Raw genomic sequence first — 13832 nt, 5'->3', positions numbered from 1 at the left:
CCGGGGCCAGCCTCCCGGCCCCGGCGTCAGACTTTCGTCATCCGCGCCCCCGGAGGCACGGTGCGGTGGTGTCCCCGGCCCGGCGCAGTGCGGTGTCGCGGGCGGCCCGGAAGGCGCCGTCGGCGTCGCGCCCCGTGTACGACCACGGTGCCCGGGTGGGGTGCGGGCCGATGCGCTGGAAGAGCGCGGCCGCCTCGGCCATCCGCCCCTCGTGGAAGGTGGCATGGGCGAGGAAGTTGAGGTCGACCTTGCCGCGCGGGTGGTCCTCGCCGCCCCATTCCAGCCACCAGTCGAAGGCCTCCCGCAGGATGCGGTGGGCGCGCGGGGTGGACCAGTGGTTCCGGCCGGCGGGGCCGGGACGTACCCGGCCCGCGGTGGTCAGGACGCGGTAGCGCTCGGTGTGCGCCACGAGGGGGAGCAGGGCGAGCGGTGAGTCGGCCGGGGCCCGCGCCGCGGCACGGGCGGCGAAGTCGTGGACCGGGTGCCGGAGGTCGTCGCGGACGCCCGGCTGCCGTTCGGCCAGCGCGGCCGCCATGAGGTGGTGGGCGTGGTGGTGGTCGCGGTGCCGGGCCCGGATCTGCTGGAAGGCGTGCTCCAGGGCCTCCGCGGTGCCGGTGCGGCGGGCGAGGATCAGCGCGCCGAGCCACGGCGTGGGGTCGTCGGGCAGCATCCGGGCGGCGGTGGCGCAGGCCGCGGCGGCGGCCTCCGGGCTGCTCTCGCCGTGCAGCGCGAGCCGGACGGTGGCGAGGGCCAGGAGGGTGGCCGCGTCGCCGCTGTCCGGTTCGGCGAGCCGCCAGTCGCCGGCCCGGGCGGCGCTGCCGGGTGTGGTGGCGAGGACGGTTAACCGGTGTCCGCGCAGGTCCCAGTCGGCACCTGTCCCGGCGAGCAGGGTACGTACCCGGGCCCATTGGCCGAGCACCAAGGCATCGGCGGCGACCGCCAGTTGGGAGTCGTCCAGGGCCGGGATGAGGACCGGGCCGGCCGGACAGCGAGCGCGTCCGGTCGGTGGCGTGGGCGTGGGTGATGGGGAAATCGAAATCACGGGTCAGGGGCTCCATGACGCGCCGCACCGGCCGGATCAACCCCCTGAGTCGTCCTCAGTGGGGTGGGACCGGATCACGCGCGCCTCTACAGAGGGTGATGGCTTGGTCCGCACCAGTCATCACGCAAAGCAAAGCGCTACGTAGAGCTCCCCGTCAAGACGGGAAGGGGAATGGCTGGATCCGCCAACCCCCCTTCCGTATCACGGAATTGAGCGGACGGCTAACGGAAGGCGAAGGCGCGGCCCGGGGCGCGGGCCGCACACCGCCCGCGGCCCCGCCCGTGCCACCGTCCCCTCAGGACACCGCCCGCGCGGCCGCCCGCCCCGCCGTACGCCCGGAGAAGAGGCAGCCGCCGAGGAAGGTGCCCTCCAGCGAGCGGTAGCCGTGCACCCCGCCGCCGCCGAACCCGGCCGCCTCACCCGCCGCGTACACACCGGGCAGGGGCTCGCCGCCGTCCGCCAGCACCCGCGAGGAGAGATCGGTCTCCAGACCGCCGAGCGTCTTGCGGGTGAGGATGTTCAGCCGTACGGCGATCAGCGGGCCGGCCTTGGGGTCGAGCAGCCGGTGCGGCGGCGCCGTGCGGATCAGCCGGTCGCCCAGGTATTTCCGGGCCCCGCGTATCGCCGTCACCTGGAGATCCTTGGTGAAGGGGTGGGCGATCTCGCGGTCGCGCGCGACGATCTCGCCGCGCAGCGCGTCCTCGGCGATCAGCGGCTCCCCGGTCAGCTCGTTCATCCGCCGTACGAGATCCGTCAGCGAGCGCTCGACGATGAAGTCCGTACCGTGGTCCATGAACGCCTGCACCGGCCCCGGCGCACCGGCCCGCGCCCGGCCCAGTACGTCCCGGATGCTCTTGCCGGTCAGATCCGGGTTCTGCTCGGAGCCGGAGAGGGTGAACTCCTTCTCGATGATCTTCCGGGTGAGCACGAACCAGGTGTGATCGTGGCCGGTCCGCATGATGTGTTCGAGCGTGCCGAGGGTGTCGAAGCCGGGGAACAGCGGCACCGGCAGCCGCTTGCCGCGGGCGTCCAGCCACAGCGGCGACGGGCCGGACAGGATCCGGATGCCGTGCAGCGGCCAGATGGGGTTCCAGTTGTCGATGCCCTCGGTGTAGTGCCACATCCGGTCACGGTTGATGATCCGGCCGCCGGCCGCCTCGGCGATGCCCAGCATCTTGCCGTCCACATGCGCGGGCACCCCGGACAGCATCCGCCGCGGGGGCGCGCCGAGCCGTTCCGGCCAGTTGGCGCGCACCAGGTCGTGGTTGCCGCCGATCCCGCCCGAGGTGACGATCACGGCCTGGGCCCGGAGCTCGAAGGCCCCCGCCACCTCACGGCTGCTGGGCCGGCCGCGCTCGGCGTCCGAGGGCTCCAGCACCTCGCCGCTGACGGTGTCCACGCTCCCCGCGCTGCGCGACAGTCCGGTCACCCGGTGGCGGAAGCGCAGGTCCACCAGGCCGCGGGCGGCCCCGGCCCGTACCCGGCGCTCGAACGGGGCGACCAGACCGGGCCCGGTGCCCCAGGTGATGTGGAAGCGGGGGACGGAGTTGCCGTGCCCGGTCGCGTCATAGCCGCCGCGCTCGGCCCAGCCGACGACGGGGAACAGCCGTACGCCCTGCCGGTGCAGCCAGGCGCGTTTCTCCCCGGCCGCGAAGTCGACATAGGCCTCGGCCCATTTGCGCGGCCAGTGGTCCTCGGGCCGGTCGAAGCCCGCCGTGCCCAGCCAGTCCTGCCAGGCCAGCGCATGGCTGTCGCGGATCCGCAGCCGCCGCTGCTCGGGGGAGTCCACCAGGAAGAGACCGCCGAAGGACCAGTGGGCCTGTCCGCCGAGGGACTGCTCGGGTTCCTGGTCGAGCAGGATCACCTTGCGCCCCGCGTCCACCAGCTCAGCGGTGGCCGCCAGCCCCGCGAGACCCGCTCCGATCACGATCACATCAGCGTCGTACGCCATCTCTGCTTCTCCTCAACGGGGCACGCCCGGCGCCCCGGCCGCAGTGGGTGGAACGATCCTCAGCGCACCCGACTGCCGCGTCAACCATGGAGTTACCGGGTGGTACTCCGAGGCCCGTTGGAGAATGGACGGGTGACGAGGGCCACGCCACGCCCGACGCCGGATGACTATCCTCAGGCGCATCCCCCACCCCGCGCGATACGAGGTGCGACGTGACGGTGATATTGCTCGCCCTTGGAGCGGCCTGCTGTCTGGGACTCGGTTTCGTGTTTCAGCAGGCCGCGGCGCAGCACGCGCCGATGAAGGACTACCTCTCGCTGCGTCTGCTGCTCGACCTGGTGCGGATGCCACTGTGGGTGGCCGGTATCGGTCTGATGGTGGTCGGGATGGCGCTCGGCGCGGTGGCGCTGGGGATGGGCGACATCACCCTCGTGGAGCCCTTGCTCGCGACCAATCTGCTGTTCGCGATGGCGCTGTCCCGACGGCTGACCCGGCAGCGGCTCGGCCGCAGCGGCTGGGCCGGGCTGTGGCTGCTGGCGGGCGGGGTCACGGCCTTCATCGTGGCCGGACAGCCGCAGGGCGGCCGCAGCAACGCCGACCCGACCTGGCAGTGGCTGATCATGGGCATGGTGCTGGGCACCGCCCTGCTGCTGGCGGCCGTCGCCAAGCGGGAGCGGGTGCATGTGAGCCTGGAGGCCGCGCTCCTGGGCGTCGCCGCGGGGCTCCTCTACGGCCTCCAGGACGCGCTGACCCGGATCAGCGGTGAGCGCTTCGGCAACGGCGGCTGGGCGGCCCTGCTCTCCAGCTGGCAGCCGTACGCCATCGTGGTGCTCGGGGTGACGGCGCTGGTGATGGTGCAGAGCGCCTTCGAATCGGCGCCGCTGCGGCTGTCGCTGCCGGCGCTGACCGCCGCCCAGCCGCTGGCCGGAATCCTCTGCGGGGTGGGGTTCCTGGGCGACCAGCTGCGGGTGACGGCCGGGGCGCTGGCCTGGGAAGTGACCGGGATCGTGGCGGTCGTCGCGGGGATCGTGCTGATCGGCAGCCATCCGGCGATGCCGCCGGGCGCCGGGCAGCGGGAGAACGCCCGGGAGCTGCAGCCGCGCTGAGACGGCCGTCGGAGCGCCGCCCCCCGTACGGGCCGTGCCCACTCCTCCGTACGGGCCGTGCCCGGTCCCCCGTACGGGCCTTCCTCGTGTCCCGTCCCGCTGACCGGATCCCGTCGGTCGCGGGCCGCCCCGGCGGGTGCGCTCCCCGTCCGCGGTGATTGCATGGCTCCATGACCGATCAGCAACCGCTCGATCAGCAACCGCTCAACGCGGACGAGATCCTCGATGTCGTCAATGAGAACGACCAGGTCGTGGGGCAGGCCCCCCGCGGTGAGGCCTACGCCCGCCGGATGCGCACCCGCTGCGCCTTCGTCCTGGTCCGGGACACCGAGGACCGGATCTTCGTACACCGCCGCACGCCGCAAAAGCTCGTCTTCCCGTCGCACTACGACATGTTCGTGGGCGGCGTGGTCGGCACCGGCGAGACCTATGACCAGGCGGCGCTGCGGGAGGCCGAGGAGGAGCTGGGCGTCCAGGGGCTGGCGCAGCCCGAGCCGCTGTTCAAGTTCCTCTACGAGACGGCCGAGCACTCCTGGTGGTCCGCGGTCTACCAGGTGCGCTGCACCCTGCCGGTCGCCCCGCAGGAGTCGGAGATCGACTGGTCCGCCTTCCTGCCCGAGGAGGAGCTGATCCGGCGGCTCGACGAGTGGCCGTGGACGCCGGACGGGATGGCCGCCTACCGGCAGCTGCTCGGCCGGCGGGAGGCGGGGGAACGCTGATGCCACCGGCACGCCGGACGAGCCGTACACCGGGATTTCGGCCATGATCCGCACCCGCGGGCTGCGGTCGGCCGGCGCGGCCGTACGGCTGTGGTTCTCGCCCGCGCGGGTCCGCGAGGAGGGCGTGACCCCCGACTACCGCTTCTCGCTCGCCAATGAGCGCACCTTCCTCGCCTGGCTGCGGACCGGGCTGGCGCTGGTCGGCGGCGGGTTCGCGGTGGACCAGTTCCTGCCCCGGCTGCACGAGGAGCTGCGGCTGACCTTCACCGTCGTGCTGCTGGTGGGCGGCGCGCTGTGTGCGCTGCGGGCGGTCAACCACTGGGTGCGCTGTGAGCGCGCGATGCGGCACGGTGAGGATCTGCCGGTCAGCCGCTTCCCGAGCGCGCTGGCGCTGGGCGTCGGCCTGCTGGCGGTGGCGATGGTCGTGCTGGTGCTGCTGGGCCGGACCGGCTGACCGATGGCGGACGGACAGCGACCGGGCGCGGGAGCGCCGCGTCCGGCCCCCGACCGGGACCCCGGGCTGCAGCCGGAGCGGACCCGGCTGGCGTGGCGGCGCACCACGCTGTCGGCCACCGTGGTGGCGGTGCTGGCCGGCCGCCAGCTGCTGCACAGCGATGCCCCGGGCCCGGTCGAGGTGATTCTCGCGGTGCTGATGGGGCTGCTGTGGCTGGCCTTCGTGGCCCTCGCCCACCACCGGATGCAGGCGATGGCCACCGGCCGCCCGCCCGCTCTGCCACCGCGGACCGCGCTGCTGCTGGTCGGCTGCACCCTGGCGCTGGGGCTGTGCGGCGCGGTGATCCTGGTGCGGCCGGGGCACTGAGCGGGCGCGGACACCGGGGCGCGGCGCCCCGGCCGGCGCGGGCGGCGGTACCGTGACACGACCCTCGCGCGCACGGGACGGGCGCCATTCCCCGCCCGACGGCGCGGAGTGACGGGCCATCGGACGAAGGGCACTCCCGCATGGACGACACGACGGAACGGCGCACGACGGAACGGACCCCGGCAACACCGCCGGACGCCCGGCCGGCCGGCCGCGCGAAGACCGGCACGGACGGCATCGAACCGTCCTCCGGCGCCGGGGCCCCCACAGCCCCCGCACCCGCCACCGAGCCCTCCGCCGGGCCCCCGGCCACCGGCTCCCCCGCCGCGGAGTCCCCGGTCCCCGAGCCCTACCTCACCGAACTGGGCGCCGGAGTCCATGCGTTCATCCAGCCGGACGGCGGCTGGTGCCTGAACAACGCGGGGTTCGTCACCGACGGGGACGCCACCCTGGTCGTGGACACCGCCGCCACCGAGCGCCGGGCCCGCCTGCTGCGCCGCCGGATCGCCGAGCACGGCGCCCCGGCGCCCCGCACCGTGGTCAACACTCACCACCACGGCGACCACACCTACGGCAACGGCGTCTTCGCCCCCGAGGCGACGGTGATCGGGCACGCCGCCTGCCGCCGCGAACTGCTCGCCGCCGGGCATCAACTGCACGCCGTCTGGCCGGAGGTGGCCTACGGCGACATCCGCCTCACCCCGCCCGAGGTCACCTACACCGACGAGCTGACCCTGCACGCCGGCGGCACCGAGGTGCGGCTGATCCACCCGGGCGTCGCGCACACCACCGGCGACACGATCGTCTGGCTGCCCCGGGAGCGCATCGTCTTCGCCGGCGATCTGGTCTTCCACGGCGGCACCCCGTTCCTCTTCATGGGGTCGCTGACCGGCTCGCTGCGCGCCGTGCAGACCCTGCGGGACCTGGACGCGGTCACCGTCGTCCCCGGGCACGGTCCGGTGACCGGCCCCGAGGTCTACGACGGGATCGAGCGCTATCTGCGGTTCGTCGGCGAGCTGGCGCAGGAGGGCCGGGCGGCCGGGCGCACCCCGCTGGAGACGGCCCGGCGGGCGGATCTCGGCCCGTTCGCCGAGCTGGCCGAGAGCGAGCGGCTGGTGGCGAATCTGCACCGGGCCTACGCGGAGCTGGCCGGCGCCGCCCCGGGCGCCCCGCTCGACGTGGTGGCCGGCTTCCGCGACATGACGGTGCTCAACGGCGGGGTGCCGATGGCCTGTCACGCCTGAGGGCGGGACCGTTGCCTCCGCTACGGCGGAAAGCATGACCGGAACCGGCGCGAAACACCCGCGTGACCGACGCCCCACGCCCCGGCACTGGACGCCATACCGACTAGTCGGCATGATCGTGCCAGCGACCGATGGACCGTCCCCACTCCGTTCGGAGGAGCACGATGAGCAAGGGCACCCCTCCCCCGCAGGACCGGGACCGGGAGGACCCTCCCGGCCTCGACCTGACGCGCTTGCGCGCGCATCTGGACCGGGAGCGGCCGGGGCTGGCCGGCGGCCCGCTGCGCGCGCAGGTGATCGAGGGCGGGCGGTCCAATCTCACCTACCGCGTCACCGACGGCACCGCCTCCTGGGTCGTCCGCCGGCCGCCGCTCGGCCATGTGCTGGCCACCGCCCATGACATGCAGCGCGAGCACCGGGTGATCAGCGCGCTGCACCGGACGCCGGTACCGGTACCCGAGACCCTGCTGCTGTGCCCCGACGAGTCGGTCATCGGTGCGCCCTTCTACGTGATGGAGCTGGTCGAGGGGACCCCGTACCGCACCGCCGCGCAGCTCGCCCCGCTCGGCCCGGAGCGCACCCGCGCCGTGGTGCTGTCGCTGGTCGACACCCTCGTGGAGCTGCACGCGGTGGACCCGGAGGCGGTCGGCCTGGGCGACTTCGGCCGGCCCGACGGCTTCCTGGAGCGCCAGCTGCGGCGCTGGGGCAAGCAGTTGAGCGCCTCGAAGAACCGCGAGCTGCCGGGCATCGACGAACTGCACGAGGCGCTGGGCCGGAAGCTGCCCGCCTCGCCCGCGCCGACGGTCGTGCACGGCGACTACCGCCTCGACAACGTCCTGGTGGGAGCGGCGAGTGAGCCGAAGGGGCGCGCCGGAGGCGAGAGTCCGAACGCGCGCAGGCCCGAAGGGTTGAGCACGATCGGACTCTCGACACCGGCAGGGAGCGCCCCGGAGGCGAGCGAGCCCAACAAGGGGGCCGATGCCCTCAAGGCCGTTCTGGACTGGGAGATGTCCACGCTCGGCGACCCGCTGACCGACCTCGGCCTGCTGGTGATGTACAGCTCGGACCTGGGGCTGCCGGAGTCGCCGGTCAGCACCACCAGCGGCGCCCCCGGGCACCCCGCACCGGCCGAGCTGATCGAGCGCTATGCCGCCCGGTCCGGCCGGGACACCTCCGCCATCGCCTGGTACACGGCGTTCGCGTGGTTCAAGCTCGCCGTGATCCTGGAGGGCATCCACTACCGCTTCACGCTCGGCCAGACCGTCGGCGCCGGGTTCGACCGGATCGGCGAGCTCGTCCCGGTCTTCATCGACCACGGACTCACCACCCTGAAGGAAGGCTGAGGCACCCATGGACTTCGCATTCGACGCCCGCACGGAGGAGCTGCGCGACAGGCTCCTGACGTTCATGGACGAGCACGTGTACCCGGCCGAGCGGATCGCCCATGAGCAGCGGGCCGCGCTCGCCTCGCCGTGGGACACCCCGGCGATCGTCGAGGAGCTGAAGGCCGAGGCCCGCAAGCGGGGGCTGTGGAACCTGTTCTTTGTGGACGAGCACGGCCTCCCCGGCGCGGAGCACGGCGCCGGGCTGACCAACCTCCAGTACGCACCGCTGGCCGAAATCACCGGCCGCAGCCCGCAGTTGGCACCCACCGCACTGAACTGCGCGGCACCGGACACCGGCAACATGGAGGTGCTGGCGCAGTTCGGCACCGAGGCGCAGCAGAAGCAGTGGCTGGCGCCGCTGCTGGCGGGCGGGATCCGGTCGGCGTTCGCGATGACCGAGCCGGAGGTGGCCTCGTCGGACGCCACCAACATCGAGACACATATCGCTCGTGATGGCGATGACTACGTCATCAACGGGCGCAAGTGGTACATCTCCGGGGCGATGAATCCGCTGTGCCAGATCTTCATCGTGATGGGCAAGACCGACCCGGACGGCCCGGACATCCGCCGCCAGCAGTCGATGATCCTGGTCCCGCGCGACACCCCCGGCCTGGAGGTGAAGCGCGCCATGCAGGTCTACGGCTACGAGGACCACTACCACGGCGGCCACGCCGAGGTGGTCTTCCACGACGTCCGGGTGCCCGCGAGCAATCTGATCGGCGAGGAGGGCGGCGGCTTCGGCATCGCGCAGGCCCGGCTCGGTCCCGGCCGGATTCACCACTGCATGCGGCTGATCGGGATGGCCGAGCGCGCCATCGAGCTGATGTGCCGCCGGGCGGTGGCCCGTACGGCGTTCGGCAAGCCGCTGGCGCAGCAGGGTGTGGTCCAGGAGTGGATCGCGGACGCCCGGGTGGCGGTGGAGCAGCTGCGGCTGCTGGTGCTGAAGACCGCCTGGCTGATGGACACGGTCGGCAACAAGGGCGCGCACACCGAGATCCAGGCCATCAAGATCGCCACCCCGCGCACCGTCGTGGACATCCTCGACAAGGCGGTCCAGCTGCACGGCGCGGGCGGCGTCAGCCAGGACTTCCCGCTGGCCGAGCTGTGGGCCGGGGCCCGTACGCTCCAGCTGGCGGACGGCCCGGACGAGGTGCACCAACGGTCGCTGGCGCGGCGGGAGTTGAAGCGCTACCTCTAGGGGGCGTCTCCCCCTGGGACACGCGCGGCGGCGGATACGACAACGGCCGGCCGGACCCGGATTACCCGGGTTCCGGCCGGCCGCTGCCGTTCAGGTCTCCGCACCTGTTGTGGCGCGGTCTCACGCCGGGTGGACGGGGGCGCTGACCGGTGCCAGGTGGTGCACCCGGGCCGGTGGCAGATTGCCCAGCACCAGTTCCGTGCGGAAGGTGTGCCGGTCCAGTATGCGGCGCAGGGTGTTCTGCCCGTTGAGGACGTGTTCGCGCTCCGCTCGCCCGGTGAAGGTGCGGCGCATCGTCGCCCCTCCTACGTAGCCGAAGAAGGACAGCGTGCCGCCGGGCCGCAGGGCGCCGAGCAGCCGGTCGAAGATGTCCGCGGTCGTGGGGGCGTCGAAGTTCGCGAACGGGAGTCCGCAGACGATGGTGTCGTAGGTGCCGAGGTCGTGGTCCTGCACCAGGCCGGTGCGGAACCGGAGCCGCGGGTCGGTGCCGTAGGCACCGTGCAGCAGGTCGACGAAGCGCGGATTGGCCTCGACCAGGTCGAGGGTGTCCAGCCGGCCGAGCGACCCGGCGATATGGCGGGTGACGGCCCCGGTACCCGGCCCCACCTCCAGGACCGCGCGCGAGCTGCCGGGGCTGGGGATCACATAGCGGGTGAGGGCCCTGCCGAGCCGGGGGCTGCTGGGAGCGATCGCCCCGACCTCCCGGCGCGTCCGTGCGTACTCCCGGAGAAACAGTGTTACTTCAGGCAAAGGGCACCCACATCGGTAGATAGCAGTACTATCCATACCCTAGGGGACGAGTCCCGGATGAGGACAGCCTCAGTATGTGATCGCCCTTGAGTGTGAGCGTCCGGGGGCGCATGCCCACTCTTCTTGCTCGCAATCCAACAAATTCCACGAGCCCCGGAGCGACCCGGCGCGGCACCTCGACGTGGCGTTCACCACCCCGTCACGGCACCTTGCGGCCCCTGTCGCGGCACCCTACGACACCTGTCGCGGCAGCTCTACGGCCGGAGGGCGCGCAGCAACAGATCGGCGAGGTGGTCCGCGACCTGCTGCGGGCTGAGCGGCCCGTTCTCGCGGTACCAGGTGCCGAGGTGGTGCACGGAGCCGAAGTGGTAGTCCACGACGAGGTCGGCGGGGATGTCGGCGGCGAACACTCCGGTGCGCTGGCCCTCCTCGATCAGGGCCCGGAACCGCTCGTGGTACCGCCGCCGCTCGGCGCGTACCTGCTTGTCCTTCTCCGGGCTGAGGTGGTGCATCGACCGGAAGAAGATCTTGGTGTCGTCGAGGTTCTCGATGGTGGTGACGACGACATCGGCGGCGGCGTCCCGCAGCCGCTGCTGCACCGGCTCGTCGGCGTCCGCGAAGTGGTCCAGCCGCTCCTGCTGGAGCCGCAGGACCCGGCCGTAGACCTCGTGCAGCAGATCTTCCTTGGAGCCGAAGTAGTGGTAGAGGGCGCCCTTGGTCACGCCCGCCGCGTCGACGATCTCCTGGACGGAGGTGCGGTCGTAGCCCTGCTCCGCGAAGAGCCTGGTCGCGGTGGCCAGCAACCGCTGGGCCACCGGCTTCGTACCGCCGTTGCCGTTGCCGTCCTTCGTGCCGGCCATCGCCCTCACCTGTCCTTCGTGCTCGTCATGCGCGGTGGCGCAGCTCCCGTCGGAGGATCTTGCCACTCGTGGTCTTCGGAAGCTCGGCCAGGATCTCCACCGCGCGGGGGTATTTGTACGCGGCCAGCCGTTCCTTGCAGTAGGCGGTCAGCTCGGCGGGTTCCGCACAGGCGCCGGGCCGCAGGCTGACATAGGCCTTCACCGACTCGCCTCGGTAGGCGTCGGGTATGCCGACCACCGCCGCCTCGCGCACCGCCGGGTGGCCGTAGAGCACGTCCTCGACCTCGCGGGGCCACACCTTGAAGCCGGCCGCGTTGATCATGTCCTTCTTGCGGTCGACGACGTAGAGCCAGCCGTCGGTGTCCATGAAGCCGATGTCGCCGGTCCGCAGCTCGCCGCCGGGGAGGGCCTCGGCGGTGGCCTCGGGGCGGCGCCAGTAGCCGGGGACGACCTGCGGGCCGCGGACCGCGATCTCGCCCTGCTCGCCGAACGGCAGGTCCCGGCCGTCCTCACCGATGATCCGGACGACGGTGTCGGCACCGGGGACACCGACGGCGAGCGTGCCGGAGACCTTGTCGACCGGCGCCTCCCGGCCCGGCGGGACGCTGGCGCAGGGCGCGGTGCACTCGGTCAGGCCGTAGCCGTTGTGGACGTACGGCCCGAAACCGGTGCGGAACTTCTCGACCAGGGCGGGCGGCAGCGGTGCGCCGCCGGAGGACATGGTCCGGAACGACGCGAAGTGGTCGCGGGTGACCTCGGGGTGGGCCATCAGCGCCATGTAGGCGGTCGACGGGCCGACCGTGTAGGCGGGCCGGTGCTCCAGGAAGGCGTCGAGGACGACGCCCGCCTCGAAGCGGTAGGCGAGCACCAGGGTGCCCTGGTTGGCGATACAGGCCGCCAGCTCGCAGACCATGCCGGTGATGTGGAAGAGCGGGGCGAGCGCGAAGTAGGTGGCTCCGTCGGGGAGGCCCAGGCCGGTGCGCTGGCGTTCGGCGTTGTAGGTGATGTTGCCGTGGGTGTTGGTGGCGCCCTTGGGGGTGCCGCTGGTGCCGGAGGTGTAGCTGATCAGCGCGAGGTCGTCGGCGGTCAGCCCGGGGTCGGTGGGCGCCACCCGTATCGTCCCGCACTGCCCCGAGGGCGTGGCCGGCGCCGTCAGCGGCCGGCGGGCGACGGTCAGCAGGTCGTCGGCGTCCGGCTGCGGCCCGAGCCGCTCGCCGTGCAGCACCCGCCGGTCGTCACGGGTCTGCAGATCCCCCTCGTGCGCGGTGAGCACGATCCGTACGGACGGCGTCCCGGCGGCGGTGGCGCGCAGGAAGCCGTCCCAGGTGCGGTCGGCGCAGATGACTGCGGTGACCTCGGCGTCGTCCAGGATGTGCCGCATCTCGGCGGACTTGTACATGGGGTTGACGGGCACCGCCACACCGCCGGCCTTCCACACACCGAGCAGGGCGAGCACGAAGTGCGGGGTGTTCTGGAGCATGACCGCGGCCCGGTCGCCGCGCCGGAAGCCGCGCGCGGCGAGGTGGGCGGCGATCCCGTCGGAGAGCGCGTCGGTCTCGGCGTAGGACAGCCGGCCGTCGAAGTAGGCGAGCGCCGTACGGTCGGGGACCCGGCTCACCGCCTTGCGGAAGGCGTGCAGCGTCGAGGGGGGCGGCTGCACGGGGGCGCGCTGGGCATCGGTGAGCTGCGCCAGCCACGGCTTGTCCTGGTAGGAGGTCATCGAGGTGCGGCCCTTTCTTCCTGATCGCCCGATCATCCCTGCGGGGAAACGGCTGGGGTGCGGTGGGGTGGCGGGGCGGCCCGCCGGCGGGGCTGCTAAGAGCGGCCCCCGGCCCGGTCGCCGCCGGCCTGCTCCAGCTTTCGCTGCAGGTGGTTCATCCCGCCGAGCCAGCGGTCGGGGTCCGCGGCGCGCGCGGTGTAGTAGTCCGCGACCTCCGGGTGCGGCAGGACCAGGAAGCGGCGCTCGGCCATGGCCGCGAAGAGCGCCTCGGCGACGTCCTCGGGCTCCACGGCGGTCGGGGTGAGCACGAGGTCCCCGGCAGCCCCGGTCGCGGCCAGCATGTCCGTGCGGACGCCCTGCGGGCAGATGGCGTGGACGTCGATCCCGCGGTGCCGGTAGGTCAGCGAGAGCCACTCGGCGAAGGCGTAGGCACCGTGCTTGGTGACGCTGTACGGGGCGGCGTCGACCATGGTGAGCAGACCGGCGGCGGACACCGTGGAGACGAACCGGCCGCTGCCGCGCTCCAGCCACTCCGGCACCAGGTCCCGGGCGGCGCGGACATGCGACATGACATTGACGTCCCAGGCCAGCGCCCAGTCCTCCTCCGGTGCTTCGGGCCCGCCGCCGGTGCCGACCCCGGCGTTGGCGCAGAAGATGTCGATCCCCCCGCCGAGCGCCTCGCGGGCGGCCGGGACGACGGCGGAGGCGTCCCCGGCGACCGTGAGCGCCCCGATCTCCCCGGCGGTCCGCCGCGCCTTCGCCCCGTCCAGATCGTTGACCACGACCCGGGCGCCCTCGGCGGCGAACCGGCGGGCCAGCGCGGCTCCGATCCCCCCGCCCGCCCCGGTCACGACCACGCTCTTGTCCCGTACGGCTGCCACGCTGGATCTCCCTCGGTCGCTTCGGTTGGGCTGACGGCAGACTAACCAGTCGGTATGTCCAGGCGGAAGAGTCCTTTCCGCCTCGGCCCGCCCTGTTCCGGGTTGCCCCCGGCCCGGCTAGCGTGCGCACGGCACGGACCGGTTGATGTCTGATCA

At 72.9% G+C, this 13832-nt stretch carries 12 protein-coding genes and 2 pseudogenes; 8 read left to right on the top strand and 6 right to left on the bottom strand.

Going from position 1 to position 13832, the window contains the following annotated elements; genetic code table 11:
• Positions 1 to 37 precede the first annotated feature (37 nt).
• Positions 38 to 1042: a hypothetical protein gene (locus ACFW5B_RS02130; protein WP_386431821.1), complete on the bottom strand. Its 1005-nt coding sequence runs from the start codon at positions 1040 to 1042 to the stop codon at positions 38 to 40.
• Positions 1043 to 1337: 295 nt separating this feature from the next.
• Entirely contained in the window at positions 1338 to 2993 is a 1656-nt protein-coding gene (locus ACFW5B_RS02125; protein WP_386431818.1) for an FAD-binding dehydrogenase, read from the bottom strand.
• Between the two features lie 212 nt (positions 2994 to 3205).
• On the opposite strand from ACFW5B_RS02125, the gene ACFW5B_RS02120 reads away from it, so the two are divergent.
• From ACFW5B_RS02120 to ACFW5B_RS02085, 8 genes and pseudogenes are all read left to right on the top strand, one after another.
• Positions 3206 to 4099 carry a DMT family transporter gene (locus ACFW5B_RS02120; protein WP_386431815.1) on the top strand — a complete coding sequence of 298 codons (894 nt, stop codon included), beginning with the start codon at positions 3206 to 3208 and terminating at the stop codon, positions 4097 to 4099.
• A 170-nt stretch (positions 4100 to 4269) separates the two neighbouring features.
• On the top strand, positions 4270 to 4818 hold the full coding sequence (locus ACFW5B_RS02115) for an NUDIX hydrolase (protein WP_386431812.1): 549 nt from the start codon (positions 4270 to 4272) through the stop codon (positions 4816 to 4818).
• Positions 4819 to 4861: 43 nt separating this feature from the next.
• The gene (locus tag ACFW5B_RS02110) at positions 4862 to 5272 is read left to right on the top strand and encodes a YidH family protein (protein ID WP_386431809.1); all 411 of its coding nucleotides are present in this window, start codon (positions 4862 to 4864) and stop codon (positions 5270 to 5272) included.
• Positions 5273 to 5275: 3 nt separating this feature from the next.
• On the top strand, positions 5276 to 5638 hold the full coding sequence (locus ACFW5B_RS02105) for a DUF202 domain-containing protein (protein ID WP_386431801.1): 363 nt from the start codon (positions 5276 to 5278) through the stop codon (positions 5636 to 5638).
• A 140-nt stretch (positions 5639 to 5778) separates the two neighbouring features.
• Positions 5779 to 6882 carry an MBL fold metallo-hydrolase gene (locus ACFW5B_RS02100; RefSeq protein ID WP_386431798.1) on the top strand — a complete coding sequence of 368 codons (1104 nt, stop codon included), beginning with the start codon at positions 5779 to 5781 and terminating at the stop codon, positions 6880 to 6882.
• 164 nt (positions 6883 to 7046) lie between these two features.
• A pseudogene (locus ACFW5B_RS02095) lies at positions 7047 to 7730 on the top strand (phosphotransferase family protein); the annotation flags it as partial.
• 126 nt (positions 7731 to 7856) lie between these two features.
• Positions 7857 to 8225, top strand: a pseudogene (locus ACFW5B_RS02090) (phosphotransferase); the annotation flags it as partial.
• Positions 8226 to 8232: 7 nt separating this feature from the next.
• On the top strand, positions 8233 to 9465 hold the full coding sequence (locus tag ACFW5B_RS02085; protein WP_386431795.1) for an acyl-CoA dehydrogenase family protein: 1233 nt from the start codon (positions 8233 to 8235) through the stop codon (positions 9463 to 9465).
• Positions 9466 to 9585: 120 nt separating this feature from the next.
• Here the strand turns inward: ACFW5B_RS02085 and ACFW5B_RS02080 are convergent, their stop codons facing one another.
• The 4 genes from ACFW5B_RS02080 to ACFW5B_RS02065 form a co-directional block, all read right to left on the bottom strand.
• On the bottom strand, positions 9586 to 10215 hold the full coding sequence (locus tag ACFW5B_RS02080) for a class I SAM-dependent methyltransferase (RefSeq protein WP_386431792.1): 630 nt from the start codon (positions 10213 to 10215) through the stop codon (positions 9586 to 9588).
• Between the two features lie 254 nt (positions 10216 to 10469).
• Positions 10470 to 11075, bottom strand: a complete 606-nt coding sequence (locus ACFW5B_RS02075; RefSeq protein ID WP_386431789.1) for a TetR/AcrR family transcriptional regulator — start codon at positions 11073 to 11075, stop codon at positions 10470 to 10472.
• A gap of 25 nt (positions 11076 to 11100) precedes the next feature.
• The gene (locus ACFW5B_RS02070) at positions 11101 to 12795 is read right to left on the bottom strand and encodes a class I adenylate-forming enzyme family protein (RefSeq protein WP_386431786.1); all 1695 of its coding nucleotides are present in this window, start codon (positions 12793 to 12795) and stop codon (positions 11101 to 11103) included.
• Between the two features lie 95 nt (positions 12796 to 12890).
• Positions 12891 to 13676 carry an SDR family oxidoreductase gene (locus tag ACFW5B_RS02065; protein WP_386431783.1) on the bottom strand — a complete coding sequence of 262 codons (786 nt, stop codon included), beginning with the start codon at positions 13674 to 13676 and terminating at the stop codon, positions 12891 to 12893.
• Positions 13677 to 13832 lie beyond the last annotated feature (156 nt).

The organism is Streptomyces sp. NPDC058773, assembly GCF_042746015.1.
Lineage (GTDB): Bacteria > Actinomycetota > Actinomycetes > Streptomycetales > Streptomycetaceae > Streptomyces.
The sequence above is the reverse complement of the archived record's forward strand: the minus strand, read 5'-3'. Positions and strand labels throughout refer to the sequence as shown.